We start from the raw sequence: 16,107 nt of genomic DNA on the forward strand, positions 1-16,107 counted from the left end.
GCGCGGAGCGAAACCAGGGACACAATCTTGAGCGCCCTTATATAGAGCATCGTTGGGAACTTAAACCCGGCAGAAACGCCGCAGCACAAGTTTTCCCGATCACCGGGGACGGTTCTTGTCGCACAAACAGACGTGAGGCTGGCCTGTCCGGGACGATACACATCTCCCGCCCTGTCCGGCGGACAGGACAGCACGGCGTACGAGACGCTCCTGACGGGCCCGGACTGATCGGCGGAAGTCACAAATCAGCGGGAGCTGCGTGATGCCCGCGCCAGCCGATCGGCGATCAGCTTGGGCGCATTGGACTTCAGGGCTTCGCCTCTGCCAGAGAGGCTCGGATTGGTCATGAAATACACCTGTGCATTGAACGGCTCTTCATCCTCGCCCGGTTCGATCCGCCGCGAGGTTCCGTCGGGCAATATCTCGTAACTCTGCTGGTTATCAATCATGTTCCCGAGCATGATCTGCAAAAGCACCTGTTCATGCACAGTCTTGTTACTCAACGGCACCAGGGTCTCGACACGGCGGTCGAGGTTGCGCGGCATCAGATCGGCGGAGCTGATATACACCAGCGCCTCCGGCGACGGCAGGCCATGGCCATTCCCGAAGCAATAGATCCGGCTGTGCTCGAGAAACCGACCGACAATCGACTTGACATAGATGTTTTCGGATAGACCTGGAACCTGCGGCCTGAGGCAACAGATCCCGCGCACCACCAGATCGATCTCGACGCCTGCCTGGCTGGCATTGTAGAGCGCATCGATGACTTCCGGATCGACCAGGGAATTCATCTTCATCCAGACGGCCGCGGGCCGCCCGGCCCTTGCATGCTCGATCTCGGCCTCGATGTTGGCGAGAATACGTCCCCGAAGGTAAAGCGGCGAGATCGCCAGCTTGTTCATGTCCTTGGGTTCGCCGTAGCCGGTGATGAAATTGAAGACATGAGCCGTGTCGCGGGCCATGACCGGATCGCAGGTGAAATAGGACAGGTCGGTGTAGATCTTGGCGGTGATCGGGTGATAATTTCCGGTGCCAAGATGGCAATAGGTAATCAGCTTGCCCTCCTCGCGCCGGACAATCAGTGACATCTTGGCGTGGGTCTTGAGCTCAATGAAGCCGAAGACCACCTGGACGCCTGCACGCTCAAGATCCCGGGCCCAGCGGATATTGGCTTCCTCGTCGAAGCGGGCCTTGAGCTCGACCAGGGCCGTGACCGACTTGCCGGCTTCGGCCGCGTCGATCAGCGCGCGCACGATCGGGCTGTCGTTCGAGGTGCGGTATAGCGTCTGTTTGATTGCCAGCACGTCCGGATCGCGGGCCGCCTGAATCAGGAACTGCACCACGGCATCAAAGGATTCGTAGGGGTGGTGAACAACAAGGTCCTTTTCACGGATGGCTGCGAAGGTATCGCCGGCATGTTCGCGGATGCGTTCCGGAAAGCGGGCGTTGTAAGGCTCAAATCTGAGATCGTCGCGCGGTGCCTTGGTGATTTCCGACAGCGTGTTGAGCGCCAGCAGGCCGGGCAGCACGGCGACGCGGTTTTCAGGCACATTGGTTTCGTGGACCACAAATTCGCGCAGGCTTTGCGGCAGCTCCGAATCGAACTCGATGCGGATTACCGAGCCACGGCGGCGGCGCTTGAGCGCGCTTTCGAACAGCCGCACCAGGTCCTCTGCCTCCTCCTCGACCTCAATATCGGAATCGCGGATGATCCGGAACGTCCCGGAGCCCCGCACCTCATAGCCGGGGTAGAGCGAGCCGATAAACAGGCTGACCACGTCCTCGAGCGTGATGTAGCGAATGGCGCCATCGTGATCCGGCAGGCGCAGGAAGCGGTCGAGCGCGACCGGCAGGCGGATCAGCGCCGTCATCGGTTCGTTGGCCGCCTTGGACGCCAGCTGCAGGCAGATGGAAAAGCCCAGATTCGGGATAAACGGGAACGGATGCGCGGGATCAATCGACAACGGCGTAAGCACCGGGAAGATCGATTGCAGGAACTGGTCTTCGAGCCATTCCATATCGCCTTCCACCAGCGCAGAGGGGCGCACGATATAGATGTTCTCGGCGGCCAGGTTTTGCTGCAGGATCGCCAGCGACGCCTGCTGCTCAAGCTGCAGACCATCGATTTCACCGAGGATCTGGTCAAGCTGTTCGCTTGGCGAGAGGCCGTCGTGCGAGCGGTTGGTGATGCCTTCGCGGACCTGGCCTTCCAGACCGGCGACCCGTACCATGAAGAACTCGTCAAGATTGGCAGCCGAGATCGACAGGAACCTGATCCGCTCAAGCAGCGGGTGGGCGCCATTGAGGGTTTCTTCAAGCACCCGGCGATTGAATTGAAGCCAGGAGAATTCCCGGTTGATGAAGCGCTTGGGACTGGTCAAGAGCTCTTCGGGCGTGATGTCCGATGCAATCGGATCAATCCGCAACTCGTTTCCACTCACGGCCTCAAGATTGTCCATTGTGCACTCCAACGCCCCAATTCAGGATCGCCCGTCTATAGCACAAGAAAGAAGGAACTATGACACTTCAGTGTCGCTCATCCCGGCCTCCATTTCGGCCAGCACTTCGGCGGCCAGGGCACGGGTGATTTTCGTGCCGCGGGCCAAGGCCAGCTGGTCGAGGCGAGTGACGACAAGACGGGCGGCGGCAAGCGAACGTTCCATCCGTGCAACCAGCCAGTCTATGATCCTGTCATCGACGACCAGCTGGCGGTCCGAGAACAGCTTGACCAGAACCTTGGCCAGCAGTTCCTCGTCAGGCTCGGCGATTTCGACAACTGTCGCCGCCTTGAGCCGGGAGGCCAGGTCCGGCAGGCTGACCTGCCAGCCGGCGGGCCACAGCCGGCTGGTGATGAGCACGGCGCTGCCATGCTCGCGCACGGCGTTGATAAGGTGAAACAGGGCGGTTTCATCAAAGCCTGTGTGATCGATGTCCTCGACCAGCACCGGCCCCTGAGCCGCTGTTTCAAGCACCATCGGATCGGGCCTTGTGATGTTGACGGTGGTGGCGCCGACGCGATTGGCCCAGACCGTGGCCAGATGTGATTTTCCGGATCCGGTCGGCCCGGCCAGAACCACCACCGGCGACGGCCAGTCGGGCCAGCGGTCGACGATTGCCACCGCAGCGCTCAAGCGGTCGGAGACGATCAGATCGTCCCGGCCAGATGCGGAATCATGATCGAATTCGAGCGGCAATTGCCGGGTGACTGGCGGCTTGCCCATCACTGACCTGCAATGTCGTCGGATGATCCGCCATGCGGAACCGGCCGCTGGGTGCCGTGGTAGAGATCGCTGTCGAGGTAGCGCGATATTGCAAAGCGCACGAGCACGCCAATCGAGGCGGCGACCGGCACCGCCATCAGCATGCCGACAAATCCGAACAATGCGCCAAAGGCAAACAGCGCGAACATCAGCCAGACCGGATGCAGACCGACCGACTTGCCGACCAGACGCGGCTGCAGAATATTGCCTTCGAAAAACTGCCCCAGCGCAAAGACCGCGATCACAGCACCGATCATGACAAAATCCGGCCAGAACTGGACAATCGCCACAGTAACGGCCAGGACCAGTCCCACCATCGAGCCAACATAGGGAATAAAGCTGATCAGACCGGCGAAGAGACCGATCAACAGGCCGAAGTTCAGCCCAACCATAGACAGACCGATGGCGTAGATGAGACCGAGAATGATGCAGACACTGCCCTGCCCGCGCACGAAGCCGGCAATGGTCGCGTCTATCTGCTTGGCCAGGTTGCGCACCGTGCCGAGATGATCGCGCGGCACCCAATTGTCGACCTTGGCAACCATGTTGTCCCAGTCGAGCAGCAGGTAGAATGCAACAACCGGAGTGACCACGAAAAGGGCTGCGATATCAAGCAGCGCCATGCCCGAATTCCAAATCTGCTGGAAGATGGTTCCGACCAGCCCGGCGCCCTCTTTCAAGAGAGCAGCGAAACTGTCCTTGATCTGGCCAAGCTGATCGCTGACCCAGCCGGGCAGCAGGTTGGATTCCGACATCAACAGTGATTGCAACTGGGTGATGTAGCCGGGGATCCGGCCGCCGAGATCGGCCGCCTGGGTGACGAGGATCGGGATGATGACAACCAGCGAGATGGCAAACAAAGCAATGAAAGCGATCAGGATCGCTACCGTTGCCATCAAACGCGAAAACCCGCGGCGTTCCAGCCAGTCTGCCACCGGATCGAGGAAATAGGCCAGCGCCATCCCGGCGATGAACGGCAAGAGGATGGAGCGGAAGACCATCAGAAAGCCGATCGCGACGGCCAGCGCCAGCAGCCAGAAGAAGATTTGGCGGCGCAGCGCCGCGCGGTCTATGTGAGTGGTCATGATCCCTCGCTAGCAGACCCGGGTGAGCCGGCCATCTTCTTCTCCATCAATCGGCCCGTTCGTCGCTGGTCATATGCCTGAGCCAGGTGACGAGATAGGCGCCGGCCGAAGCAATGGTCAAGCCTGCGACCGCATAGATCATCCATCCGACGATCGCGTCAAGCCGGGGAAGTCCAGCCAGATCCGCCAGCACCAGCACCACGAGAATGATCTGAAACATGGTGTTGGCCTTGGAGACCAACAGCGGCCGTATCGCTACCGGATTGCCGAGCAGGCTGGAGAGCACCACCGCACCGACAATCATGGCATCGCGCGAGACCACGAAGATAATTAGCCATTCGGGCAGCGCGCCGAGCCAGCCGAGCATGACAAAGACACTGACCAGCAACAACTTATCGGCGATCGGGTCCAGCCAGGCGCCGAACTCGGATTTCTGATTGAACTGGCGCGCAATGAAGCCATCAAGCCCATCAGACACCCCGGCCAGCAGGAAAAGCATGAAAGCTGTCAGCATCTCGCCCTTGATCATCGCAAGGATGATGAGCGGAACCATAACGAAGCGAGCAATGGTAATGAGATTTGGCAAGGTCATGGGCAGCAACCGATCCTGAGTAATTTCGATATGGCAATTGATCGATGCTATTCCAACTGGTTTCGCATGGAATAGCATGTTTCAGCGCGGTTTTCCCGGAGTTTGTGCGTCAACCGGTCAAGCTTCGGCTTGCGGAACCGGACGCAAAATGCCATCCCGCTGGTCATACGAAGCTGCTTAGAAACCCAGGGAGGGGAAGCCAGATGGCTGATCCGAAGAATGGCCTCACCTATGCCCAGGCGGGCGTCGATATCGATGCCGGCAACGAGATGGTCAACCGCATCAAGCCGCTGGTGCGCTCCACCCGCCGTCCCGGAGCGGATGGCGAGATCGGCGGCTTCGGCGGTCTGTTCGACCTCAAGGCAGCAGGCTTCAGCGATCCGGTTCTTGTGGCTGCCAATGATGGTGTCGGCACCAAGCTTAAGGTTGCGATAGAGGCCGGCATCCACGACACGGTCGGCATCGATCTGGTGGCGATGTGCGTCAACGACCTCGTGGTCCAGGGTGCCGAGCCACTGTTCTTTCTCGACTATTTCGCCACCGGCAAGCTTGATCCCGAACAGGGCGCGGCGATTGTCTCGGGCATCGCACAGGGCTGCCTGCAGGCCGGATGCGCGCTCATCGGCGGTGAAACGGCTGAAATGCCGGGCATGTACCGCGATGGCGACTACGATCTGGCGGGTTTTGCCGTGGGTGCTGCCGAGCGCGGGCAGTTGTTGCCGTCAGGCAGCCTGGCCGAAGGCGACGTGCTTCTGGGCCTGGCCTCGTCAGGTGTTCATTCCAACGGTTATTCGCTGGTGCGCCGCATCGTCGAAATGAGCGGGCTGGAGTATGCCGCACCGGCCCCCTTCGATGCCTCGACCAGCCTGGGTGCGGCGCTTCTCGAACCGACCCGGATCTACGTCAAGTCGCTGCTAGCGGCGATCCGCGAGACCGGCGCGATCCGGGCGCTGGCCCATATCACCGGTGGCGGCTTTCCGGAAAACCTGCCGCGTGTTCTGCCCGAAGGGCTTGCTGCAGAGATCGATCTCGGCGCAATCCGGCCGCCGGCGGTGTTTTCCTGGCTGGCGCAGACCGGCGGCGTTGCGGCAGAGGAAATGCTGCGCACGTTCAATTGCGGTGTCGGCATGATCGTGGTCGCGGCGCAGGCCGATGCCGGGCGCGTTCAGGATGCGCTTGAAGCGCAAGGTGAACAGGTCATCCGGCTGGGCAAACTTGCCATACGCGCCAACAACGGCCCCGGCGTGATCTACCAGGGAACGCTGGCGCTGTGAGTTCCAGGCCGAAAGTTCCGGTTGCCGTGCTGATCTCGGGACGCGGGTCCAACATGGGTGCGCTGATCGCCGCATCGCTGCACACGGACTTTCCGGCCAGGATCGTGTCAGTCATCTCCGACAAGCCGAACGCCAAGGGCCTTGAGCATGCCCGGGGCTTCGGCATCGAGGCGATCGCGATCCCGCGCGCCGACTATGACAGCAAGGCCGAGCACGAAGCTGCCGTCATCGCCGCGCTCGATGCGGCAGGTGCGAAAATCGTCGCACTTGCGGGCTATATGCGGCTGTTGTCAGGCGATTTCGTCACCCGATATGCTGGGCGGATGATCAATATCCACCCGTCCCTGCTCCCGGCCTTCCCGGGCCTGGCAACGCATGAACGCGCGCTCGCAGCAGGATGCCGTGTGCACGGGTGCACGGTGCATTTTGTCACCGAGGGCATGGATGAAGGCCCGATCATCGAGCAGGAGCCGGTGCGCGTCGAGCACGACGACACGCCCGAAACGCTTGCTCAGCGCGTGCTCGAAGCCGAGCACAGGATATATCCGCTAGCCCTGGCGATGGTGGCCCGCGGCGAGGTCCGCATGACCAGCGACGGCCGGGCCCAGCACAGCCGGTCCTAAATCGGGTCCCATCCACTGGCATCGCCGTATCTGCGCCACACAACGCGAATGGACTGCCTCCTGGCTGGATCTTTACGCCGGCACCGCAACCTGCTTTCGTAGCACCACGGCAACGGGAACATCACCGACAGCTGCAAGGACACCCGTTTCAGAACGGAGAGACCATGCCTTCGCTTTACGGACTGCTCAACAAGGCCATCAGGGTTGGACGATTGACCATGACCGACGCCAAGGGCGCGGTGCATGTGTTCGGCGGCAAGGAACCGGGCCCCGAGGCCGCGATCCGCTTTACCCGCAAGACCGCGGAATGGAAAATCCTTCTCAATCCGGAGCTCAATGCAGCCGAGGCCTATATGGATGGCGAACTGGTCATGGACAGCGGCAGCATCCATGATCTGATCAAGGTGTTTTACGCCAACAAACGCCATTTCGACCTGTCGCCCAGCCAGATTTTCTGGCGAGGCATCTCGCGCAAGATCCGCCGGTTTCACCAGCACAATGTGCTGTCGCGATCGCGCGCCAACGCCAAGGCTCATTATGATATCGGCGAGGATCTCTACCGGCTGTTTCTCGACCGGGACATGCAGTATTCTTGCGCCTATTTTCCGGAGGGCACGGCAACAATCGAGGATGCCCAAACGCTGAAGAAGCGTCACCTGGCCGCCAAACTGGTTTTGAAACCCGGCCAAAAAGTGCTCGATATCGGGTGCGGCTGGGGCGGCCTGGCGCTGTATCTGGCCCATCTCGCCGATGTCGAAGTGCTCGGCATTACACTCTCGGAGCGGCAACTCGCCGTCGCTCGCAGGCGCGCGGAAGTTCTCGGCGTCAGCGACCGGGTCAGGTTCGAGCTGATTGATTACCGCGAGGTGACCGGAAAATTTGACCGGGTGATTTCGGTCGGCATGCTCGAACATGTCGGGGTGCAGTATCTGGCGCCCTATTTCCTCACCGTCCGCGACCGGCTGTCGCACGATGGAGTGGCGCTGATCCACTCGATGTCCAGCAAGGCGCCGCCCGGCGTGACCGGACCGTTCATCCGCAAATACATCTTTCCCGGCGGCTACGCGCCTTCGCTGTCGGAGACGGTGGAAGCGCTTGAACCAACCGGGCTGTGGCTGCTCGACTGCGAAATCTGGCGCTGCCACTACGGCTACACGCTGCAGCTCTGGCGCAATCGCTTCCTCGACAACCGAGAAGCTGCTGTGAAGCTCATGGGCGAGCGGTTCTGCCGGATGTGGGAACTCTACCTGTCGGTTGCCGAATGCGTGTTTCTGCAGGGTTCAAGCAATGTGTTCCAGCTGCAGATCGGCCGTGAGCGCGACGCGGTGCCGATCACACGCGACTATATCGGCGCGGAGGAAGCCCGGCTTGCAGGCCTGGAGCCCGAATTTCTGGAGCGGGTGGTGGCCAGCGCCGCCCAGGCGCTCGACGAATAGAAAACCCGGGCCGCAATGGACCCGGGCTTATGATGTCCGCTCAAGCCGAAGCTGGCCCTCACGCGAGCTCGGGCGTGATGCTGAGTGAACCGGAGGTGGCGTGCGAGTAAGGGCAGACCTTGTGGCCGCCGGCGATCAGGTCTTCGGCAACGGATTTCTCGATGCCCGGCAGATCGACCTTGATCTTGACGTCGAGACCGAAACCATTGTCTTCGCGCGGGCCGATGCCGACGGTCACGGTCACCGTGGCGTCGTCGGGCACCTTCACCTTCTTCTGGCCGGCGTAGAACTTCAGGGCGCCAAGAAAACAGGCGGCGTAGCCGGTGGCAAAAAGCTGTTCCGGGTTCACACCGCCACCGGGGCCGCCCATCTCGGTAGGAACGGCGAGATTGACATCCACTGCCCCGTCATGGGTTTTCGAGCGGCCATCGCGGCCGCCGGTTGCTGTCGCCGAGGTGCTGTAGACAACTTTTGTAACCATGGTCCATTTCCTTTGTTTGCGATTTAGTCGTGCTCGATATATACAGGTCCACAGCGCTTCCTGCAAGTGGCTGCACGGATGCGATGGCCGAAACAGATTTGGCTGAAAGGAGATTGCCAGATGGCTGATGACAACCTGCCCGGCGGAATGAGCTTGCGCCCTGAATCAATGCTGTGCTTCGACATTTACGCGACCCATCACGCCATCGGCCAGGCCTACCAGCCGCTGCTGTCGGAAGTTGGCCTGACCTATCCGCAATATCTGGTGATGATCGTGCTGTGGGACCGCGACGGCCAGAGTGTGGGCGACCTTGGCGCCCGGCTTGACCTCGCCTCCTCCACCCTGACTCCGCTGATCAAGCGGATGGAAAGCCAGGGACTGCTTGAGCGCAAGCGTGACAGCTCCGACGAGCGCAAGGTGCGGGTGACACTCACCAATGCCGGCCGTGAATTGAAGCAGAAGGCCAGCCATGTTCCGGCCTGCGTGGCCAGAGCATTCGGGTTGTCGATGGAGGAGTTTGTGCAGCTGCACGGAATGCTGGGGAAACTCAGGGCATCGCTCAGGAACGCAAGGGTAACCGGGACCGCCTAGGTCCTCTGACCGGCTAGCGGGTGACAGAAAAGCCCTTGATGCCGAGAAGGGTGCGGCTGGTTTTGTGTGCCAAAATCGGGTGTCGGGAAGGTTTCGCCTTGCCCAGGCAGTGGCTCTCGCAACACAGGAGAGCAACATGCGACTTGAGGGAAAGACAATCATCAACACCGGCGCCAGCAGTGGAATTGGCGCCGCTGCAACGGACCGGTTTGCGCCCGAAGGCGGAAATCCGGTACTCGGCGCGCGGTGGAAGACGAAGCTGGCGCAGATCTTCGGCAAGACCAGCGAGACAGGCCGCAAGGCGAAATGGCTGGCCGGCGACGTTGGTCACGGCGGCTATCACAAGGCGCTCGTAGATCTGGCAATCTCGGAGTACGTCGGGCGCGACGGCAGCTTCAACGTTGCGGGCACGACAGGCGAGATGGCGGGTGACGACTCATCGTTCCATGAATGGGTGGCAGGACTACATGCGCTGAAGCGAATGGCGGAGCCCGAAGAGATCGCGCGCGCAGCACTGTTTCTGCTGTCCGATGAATCAACCTTCGTGACCAGCGGCGCACTGGCGGCTGACGGCGGCAATTCAATCTACAAGACCTGAATTCATGGCGCGCCGGTCCACTGCCGGCACGCCATGCGAAATCCACCAAGGTTCAGGCCTTTTTCACCCATACCCGCGTATCGTGAAACGCCGCACCGCCATAGGGTGCGCAGGAATCGGCACCGGTGAGCGTATTGATGCCCTCGCCGCCCTCGAAGGCGGAATTGGGCCAGAGCCCTTCATGGATGACCACGCCGCGGCGCTGGCCTGCATCGAGTTTCGCAGGCATTGCCAGTTCACCGCGGCTGTTGCCGAGCCGCACCTTCTCGCCATCGGCAATCCCGAGTTCCGCCGCATCTTCAGGATGGATCAGCAATTCCGGCTGCTTCTCCCTGGCCTTCGAAGAGGGCGTTTCGGCAAAACTCGAATTGAGAAACGAGCGCGAGGGCGATGTTGCCAAGCGAAAGGGGTGAGCCTCATCGGCAGTCTCGATCAGCTCGACATGATCTGGAAATTCCGGCAACTGTGCCACCGGGCCCTGCGGACCCATACGCTTGGGCGGTTTGTTGGCGGCCGGCGTGCCGGTCCAGTCGGGGCGAAAGCGGTACTTGCCGTCCTTGTGGGCAAAGCCTTTGAGGAAGTGCGCAGTTTCGAAATCCACCTGCACGTCGGCCCATTTGTCGGCCTTGAAACTGTCGAAATCACCCAGATCGCGCTTTTTCAGCATTATATCGATGTGCTCGCGTTCGCTCAAACCGAAGCCATCGCGATCGCTGACGCCCAGGCGTTTTCCAAGCTCCTCGATCACATGATGGTTGGGTTTCGGGCCTTCGGGCGGGTCGACCAGCTTCGGGCCGAGCACAATGTGCTGATGTCCGCCGCCGCGGTAAATGTCGTCATGCTCGAGGAACATCGTCGCCGGCAGGATGACATCGGCAAGTTCCGCGGTGTCGGTCATGAACTGCTCGTGCACGGCGAGGAACAGGTCCTCGCGCTTGAGGCCTTCGATGACCTTGCGCTGCTCGGGCGCGACATTGGCCGGGTTGGTGTTCTGCACCAGCATGGCGGTGACCGGCGGTCCGCCGTCCAGCGCCTCGGCGTCGCCGGTGAGCACCCGGCCGATCTTGGACTGGTCGAGCCAGCGCAGGCCCGGATCGAAATACTTGCGGCCTTCGAGCAGCGATTTGTCGAGCCGGAACAGATCGGAGTTGGAATGAAATGCGCCGCCGCCTTCATACTGGTAGCTGCCGGTGCAGACGGCCAGCGAAAGTGCTGCGTGCATGTTGACGGCGCCATTGCGCTGCCGGGTAAAGCCGTAGCCGAGCCGGAAAAAAGTCCGCTTCGTGGTGCCGACCAGCCTTGCAAAGGCCTCGATCTCGGCCACCGGGACGCCGCAGATGGCTTCGGCCCATTCGGGTGTCTTATCCTGCAGATGTGATTCAAGACCTGCCGGGTCGTCGGTGAATTTGTTGAGATATTCGCGATCATCCAGACCTTCGCGGAACAGCACATGCATCACCGCGCAGGCGAAGGCACCATCGGTCCCGGGCTTCAGCAGTACCTTGATGTCCGCCTGTTTCATCGTCGGCGTGTCGTAGATGTCGATGACCACGATCTTGGCGCCGCGCTGCTTGCGCGCGCGCATGGCGTGGGTCATGACATTGACCTGGGTGGAGACCGCGTTGGTGCCCCAGATGACCACGCAATCGGACTGCGCCATTTCGCGCGGATCGGAGCCGCGCATGGTGCCGGCACCCATGGCGAAGCCGGTCCAGGCCATGTTGGTGCAGAAACTGTCGAACTGGTTGGAGTAGCGCTTGGCATGCCGCAAGCGGTGGATGCCGTCGCGCTGCACCAGCCCCATGGTGCCGGCATAATAGTTGAGCCAGACTGTCTCGGAGCCGAATTTCGCTTCCGCCTGCTCGAATTTCTCGGCGATCAGATCAAGTGCTGCGTCGAAGCTTGCTTCCTTCCACTGGCCCTCGCCTTTTGCGCCGGACCGGATCAGCGGCTTGAGCAGCCGCTCGGGGTGGTGAATGCGTTCGGAATAGCGCGCCACCTTGGCGCAGATGACGCCGGCGGTGTAGCTGTTGCCGGCATCACCGCGCACCCGGCCGATGCGGTTGTGCGAGAGCAGCTCCACCTCCAGTGCGCAGGTGGACGGGCAATCATGCGGACAGGCCGAGTGGCCGAGTGCAGTGGGAGCTGCGGATTCGCGCTGAGCGGAATCAATGGGGGTCGCGTCGTTCATGCTTTCTCTATATGAGAAAACATAGCACAGCGCCATGACATGCGCACGCGATCAGATCAAATCAGGGACAGAACACGCCAGACGATGAATTACCGTCACAGCTATCATGCGGGCAATTTCGCCGATGTGCTCAAGCATGCGGTGCTGGCCCAGATCATCACCTATCTCAAGCGCAAGGACGCCGCATTCCGGGTGATCGACACCCATGCCGGGATCGGGCTTTACGACCTGTCGTCAACAGAGGCGCAGAAGACCGGCGAGTGGCGCGAAGGTATCGGACGGATAAACGCCGCCGGGCTGTCCTCCGGGCTCAAGGCCTTCCTCGCGCCCTGGCTTGAGGCCGTCGAAGCGCTCAATCCTCAGGGCGGTGTCCTTCACTATCCCGGTTCACCGAAACTTAGCCGCGCGCTATTGCGCAAGCAGGACCGGCTGACAGCGATCGAGCTGCATCCGGACGATGCGAAACTGCTCAAGACTGTGTTTGAGGGAGATTACCAGACCCGGGTCATCGAACTCGACGGCTGGCTGTCGCTGGGCGCGCATCTGCCGCCCAAGGAAAAACGCGGGCTGGTGCTGGTCGACCCGCCGTTCGAGGCCGAAGGCGAGTATGACCGGATGATCGACGGGCTGGCGCGGGCCACGCGGCGGTTCCCCGGCGGCACCTACATGCTGTGGCACCCGATCAAGGCGGACAGTCCGCTTGCCGGTTTCGACAAGAAACTGGCTGCGCTGGGGCGGCCCAACACCCTGACGGTGCGGCTGATGATACGCGACAATACACACGCGCCGGGGCTGAACGGAACCGGGCTGGTGATCCTTAATCCGCCGTTTACGCTGGAGGCCGAGCTCAAGCGGGTGTTGCCCGAACTGGCCAAAATCCTGGCCCAGGGACCGGGCGCCGGTGCCGAAGTCGCCATGCTGGTTGGCGAGCGCTGACGGGCAATCCGGCTTGCCGAATAGCGCCGGGTCACCTTATACCGAGACTCGCATCGTGTTTGGAGGACCCGGTCGTGACCATGAAAAGCCTGATAATTGCACTTGCAACGACGCTTGGCGTGTCGCTGTCGGCTTATGCAAGCCCTGCCCCGGCCTTCGGCGGCAAGCATTTCCCCGCTTGCGACGCGCCACAGGTGCTCTCGCACATCCAGAAGCGTTTCTTGTGGAATGACCGTCACGTGCTCAAGCGCGGTCTCGCGATCGCGCGCATTGACCGGGCGCACCGCAATCGCAGCAGATACGGCACCGAATACTGGTCGATCCCCCGGCTCTACTGCCATGGTACCGCCCTCATGAATGATGGCCACAAACGGCAGATCTGGTGGCTGATCGAAGGCGGTCAGGGCTTTGCCGGACTGGGTGACAATCTCGAATACTGCATCTCCGGGCTCGATCCGCTCAAGGTTCACGGCGCCTGGTGCAGATCGGTTCGCTGATCAGGTGATGGCACGACCGACGTTCCTGAGAGTTCTGCTGGGCCTGACGGTGCTGATGCTGGGGGCGGCATGCTCCGACGACGGCACCCCGCCCGCGCAGGCCGAGACGCACCAGGCATCCGGCAGCAACGGCCTGCCGCTTGGCTCCGGCTTTGATTTTTACGTGCTGGCGCTGTCCTGGTCGCCGGCCTATTGCCTGGTCGAGGGTGACCGGGCCAACCGGCAGCAATGCGCCGAAGACCGCGACCTCGGGTTCGTCGTGCACGGCCTGTGGCCGCAATTCGAGAATGGCTATCCCGAGTTCTGTCCGTCGCGTGAGCCCGACCGGGTGCCGTCGCAACTGGGCCGGAATTATCTTGATACCGTGCCCTCCATGGGGCTGATCGGGCACCAGTGGCGCAAGCACGGTTCCTGTTCCGGGCTGACCCAGGCCGAATACCTGAAGGTGCTGCGGGCCGCGCGGGAACAGGTCGTGGTGCCCAAGGCCTTCGCACTCGACCGGTTGCCGGCGCGGGTAGACGCACTGGAAGCCGAAGATGCCTTCATTGCCGCCAATCCGGGGATGACGCGCGAGGGCATCGCGGTCAAGTGCCAGCGCGGGCTTCTGCGCGAGGTGCGGATCTGCATGACACCGTCTCTCGGCTTTCGCAGTTGCGGCGAGATTGACCGCAACGGCTGCACGATTGAAGATCTGAATGTTCCCGAGCCGGGCTGAGCGCTGCTGGCTGTTTTCACGAAAGAAGAAACCGATGATGAAAATCCTTTACTCGCCGGCCTCCCCCTATTCGGCCAAGGTCCGGATGGCGGCAAAGTTCGCCGGGCTTGAAGCCGAAGCCGTGCTCACCGACACCAATGCGGCGCCGGCAGAGCTGATCGACAACAACCCACTCGGCAAGATCCCGACACTGATCACCGCGGAAGGTCAGTCGATCTTCGACAGCCGCGCCATCATGCAGTTCATCGACCGGGCCGGTGGCAAGCGGATCTACCCGCGCAATGCCGCCAAGCGCACCGATGCGGAGGTGATGGAAGCGCTGGCCGACGGGACCTGCGATTGCCTGCTGGCGATCATGTATGAGCGGCGTTTCCGCCCGGCCGAGATCGTTCATCAGGACTGGATCGACAGGCAGTGGACCAAGGCAACGCGCGCGCTTGACCATCTCGAAGGCAATCTGCCGCGCATCACCAAGGCACCCAACGGCGGACATTTCGCCGTTGCCGCACTGCTCGGCTACCTGGCGCTCAGGTTTCCTGGCCAGTGGGAGCGCGGACGGCCGAAGCTCAAGCGCTGGAGCGCGAAATTCGCCTCCAGCTTTCCCGAACTCGACGCCTTGCTGCCCAAAGCGTGAGCCAGCGGCCGGACAAGGAAACCGGGATCGCCCATATTCTCGCCGCCACCCGCTACTCGCTGGGCGGGGTAAGGCGGCTTTTGCGCGAAACCGCTTTCCGGCACGAAATCGTAGCCTTCGTGCTGCTTCTCGGGCTGTTCGGCCTTTCCGGAGCTCCGCTGTGGGGATATGTGGGTGCGACGTTGCTGTTCTTGCTGACAATTTCGGTCGAGGCCCTGAACACCGCAGTCGAAGAGATCACCGATCACGCGTCGCCGGCCTATTCGGAAATGGCAAAACACGCCAAGGATCTGGGATCATTTGCCGTGTTCTGCCTTTTGCTCACCAACGGCATATGGGCGGCCTACGTCCTGGCGGCACTGTGGCTGCCGCTTGCCACGTAGGTGCCAGCATCCGGGACAAGGCTGTCAGGCTTGCACATGCCACGGTCTCGCCAGGCCAAAAAACCCCGGCATTGATGTGGCATTTCCGGTTTCAGTGATTATGTGAAGTTCCAAAACCTCCCTACACACTGGAACATTGGATTATTCATGACCGAGCAAACCCAGCCTTTACGGATCGACATCGTATCGGATGTCGTCTGTCCGTGGTGCATCGTCGGCTACAGCCAGCTCAAGCAGGCGCTGGAGAAAACCGGCACGGCACACGAGATTCACTGGCACCCTTTCGAGCTCAACCCCGAGATGGGCCCGGAAGGCCAGAACCTTGCCGAACACATCAGCGAGAAATACGGCAGCACCCGTGAGCAATCGCAGCAAAGCCGGGCACACCTGACGGCTTTGGGCGCAGGACTGGGATTCGCTTTCAATTTCACCGACGAGATGCGCATGCACAACACCTTCAACGCGCATCAGCTGATCCACTGGGCCAATCTGCAAGGACTCGGCAATGCGATGGAACAGGCTTTGTTTTCGGCCCATTTCACGCATCAGCGGGACCTGTCGGATACAGATGTGCTGGTGGAAATTGCCGGTGAGACCGGACTTGACAAGACCGAAGCGAAAGCCGTGCTTGAAGAGCAGCGCTATGCCGAAGACGTGCGCAAGATCGAGAGCTTTTGGGTGCAGCAGGGCATTCGCGGCGTGCCGGCCATCGTGTTTGATGGCAAACACCTGGTGACCGGCGCCCAGGGCACGGAGAATTACACCAGCATTGTCAAGCAGCTGACAGGCGCTGCCGCCTGACACGGCTACC

General features: G+C 61.4%; 16 protein-coding genes and 1 pseudogene. 11 read left to right on the forward strand and 6 right to left on the reverse strand.

From position 1 onward, the window contains the following. Nucleotides 1-245 precede the first annotated feature (245 nt). From CRO46_RS11305 to CRO46_RS11320, 4 genes and pseudogenes are all read right to left on the reverse strand, one after another. Nucleotides 246-2,387 (reverse strand): annotated as a pseudogene (locus CRO46_RS11305) (RNA degradosome polyphosphate kinase); the annotation flags it as partial. A 129-nt stretch (nt 2,388-2,516) separates the two neighbouring features. After that, nucleotides 2,517-3,221 (reverse strand): DnaA regulatory inactivator HdaA, encoded by a 705-nt coding sequence (hdaA, locus tag CRO46_RS11310; RefSeq protein WP_097107888.1) that lies wholly within the window; start codon nt 3,219-3,221, stop codon nt 2,517-2,519. Further along, on the reverse strand, nt 3,221-4,345 hold the full coding sequence (locus CRO46_RS11315; RefSeq protein WP_097107889.1) for an AI-2E family transporter: 1,125 nt from the start codon (nt 4,343-4,345) through the stop codon (nt 3,221-3,223). Before CRO46_RS11315 ends, hdaA begins: the two co-directional genes overlap by 1 nt. Before the next feature lie 46 nt (nt 4,346-4,391). Beyond that, the gene (locus CRO46_RS11320) at nt 4,392-4,937 is read right to left on the reverse strand and encodes a CDP-alcohol phosphatidyltransferase family protein (RefSeq protein WP_097107890.1); all 546 of its coding nucleotides are present in this window, start codon (nt 4,935-4,937) and stop codon (nt 4,392-4,394) included. Nucleotides 4,938-5,140: 203 nt separating this feature from the next. Between CRO46_RS11320 and purM the strand changes: the two genes are divergently transcribed. The 3 genes from purM (at nt 5,141) to CRO46_RS11335 (ending at nt 8,270) form a co-directional block, all read left to right on the forward strand. Beyond that, on the forward strand, nt 5,141-6,211 hold the full coding sequence (gene purM, locus CRO46_RS11325) for a phosphoribosylformylglycinamidine cyclo-ligase (RefSeq protein ID WP_097107891.1): 1,071 nt from the start codon (nt 5,141-5,143) through the stop codon (nt 6,209-6,211). Next, complete coding sequence (purN, locus tag CRO46_RS11330) at nt 6,208-6,834, forward strand: phosphoribosylglycinamide formyltransferase (protein WP_097107892.1); 627 nt, start codon at nt 6,208-6,210, stop codon at nt 6,832-6,834. The genes purM and purN overlap by 4 nt, the downstream gene beginning before the upstream one ends. Nucleotides 6,835-6,998: 164 nt before the next feature. After that, nucleotides 6,999-8,270, forward strand: a complete 1,272-nt coding sequence (locus CRO46_RS11335; protein ID WP_097107893.1) for an SAM-dependent methyltransferase — start codon at nt 6,999-7,001, stop codon at nt 8,268-8,270. 58 nt (nt 8,271-8,328) lie between these two features. On the opposite strand, the gene CRO46_RS11340 is transcribed toward CRO46_RS11335, so the two are convergent. Beyond that, complete coding sequence (locus CRO46_RS11340) at nt 8,329-8,751, reverse strand: organic hydroperoxide resistance protein (protein ID WP_097107894.1); 423 nt, start codon at nt 8,749-8,751, stop codon at nt 8,329-8,331. Nucleotides 8,752-8,871: 120 nt separating this feature from the next. On the opposite strand from CRO46_RS11340, the gene CRO46_RS11345 reads away from it, so the two are divergent. Together CRO46_RS11345 and CRO46_RS11350 are read left to right on the forward strand one after the other, a co-directional pair. Continuing rightward, nucleotides 8,872-9,342, forward strand: a complete 471-nt coding sequence (locus CRO46_RS11345) for a MarR family winged helix-turn-helix transcriptional regulator (protein ID WP_097107895.1) — start codon at nt 8,872-8,874, stop codon at nt 9,340-9,342. 136 nt (nt 9,343-9,478) lie between these two features. Continuing rightward, entirely contained in the window at nt 9,479-9,940 is a 462-nt protein-coding gene (locus tag CRO46_RS11350; RefSeq protein WP_097107896.1) for an SDR family oxidoreductase, read from the forward strand. A gap of 52 nt (nt 9,941-9,992) precedes the next feature. Here CRO46_RS11350 and CRO46_RS11355 read toward each other — a convergent pair whose 3' ends face one another. Further along, entirely contained in the window at nt 9,993-12,131 is a 2,139-nt protein-coding gene (locus tag CRO46_RS11355) for a molybdopterin-containing oxidoreductase family protein (protein ID WP_097107897.1), read from the reverse strand. Between the two features lie 84 nt (nt 12,132-12,215). On the opposite strand from CRO46_RS11355, the gene CRO46_RS11360 reads away from it, so the two are divergent. The 6 genes from CRO46_RS11360 (at nt 12,216) to CRO46_RS11385 (ending at nt 16,097) form a co-directional block, all read left to right on the forward strand. Then, on the forward strand, nt 12,216-13,067 hold the full coding sequence (locus tag CRO46_RS11360) for a 23S rRNA (adenine(2030)-N(6))-methyltransferase RlmJ (RefSeq protein WP_097107898.1): 852 nt from the start codon (nt 12,216-12,218) through the stop codon (nt 13,065-13,067). A 74-nt stretch (nt 13,068-13,141) separates the two neighbouring features. After that, nucleotides 13,142-13,564 (forward strand): hypothetical protein, encoded by a 423-nt coding sequence (locus CRO46_RS11365; RefSeq protein WP_143439017.1) that lies wholly within the window; start codon nt 13,142-13,144, stop codon nt 13,562-13,564. Between the two features lie 7 nt (nt 13,565-13,571). Further along, nucleotides 13,572-14,279: a ribonuclease T2 family protein gene (locus tag CRO46_RS11370; protein WP_097107900.1), complete on the forward strand. Its 708-nt coding sequence runs from the start codon at nt 13,572-13,574 to the stop codon at nt 14,277-14,279. Between the two features lie 37 nt (nt 14,280-14,316). Beyond that, nucleotides 14,317-14,913: a glutathione S-transferase gene (locus CRO46_RS11375; protein ID WP_097108248.1), complete on the forward strand. Its 597-nt coding sequence runs from the start codon at nt 14,317-14,319 to the stop codon at nt 14,911-14,913. After that, nucleotides 14,910-15,296: a diacylglycerol kinase gene (locus CRO46_RS11380; protein WP_097107901.1), complete on the forward strand. Its 387-nt coding sequence runs from the start codon at nt 14,910-14,912 to the stop codon at nt 15,294-15,296. The genes CRO46_RS11375 and CRO46_RS11380 overlap by 4 nt, the downstream gene beginning before the upstream one ends. Before the next feature lie 147 nt (nt 15,297-15,443). Continuing rightward, nucleotides 15,444-16,097, forward strand: a complete 654-nt coding sequence (locus CRO46_RS11385) for a DsbA family oxidoreductase (protein ID WP_097107902.1) — start codon at nt 15,444-15,446, stop codon at nt 16,095-16,097. The last annotated feature ends 10 nt before the right edge of the window (nt 16,098-16,107 follow it).

Source organism: Parahoeflea halophila (assembly GCF_900220985.1).
Taxonomy (GTDB): Bacteria; Pseudomonadota; Alphaproteobacteria; order Rhizobiales; family Rhizobiaceae; genus Hoeflea; species Hoeflea halophila.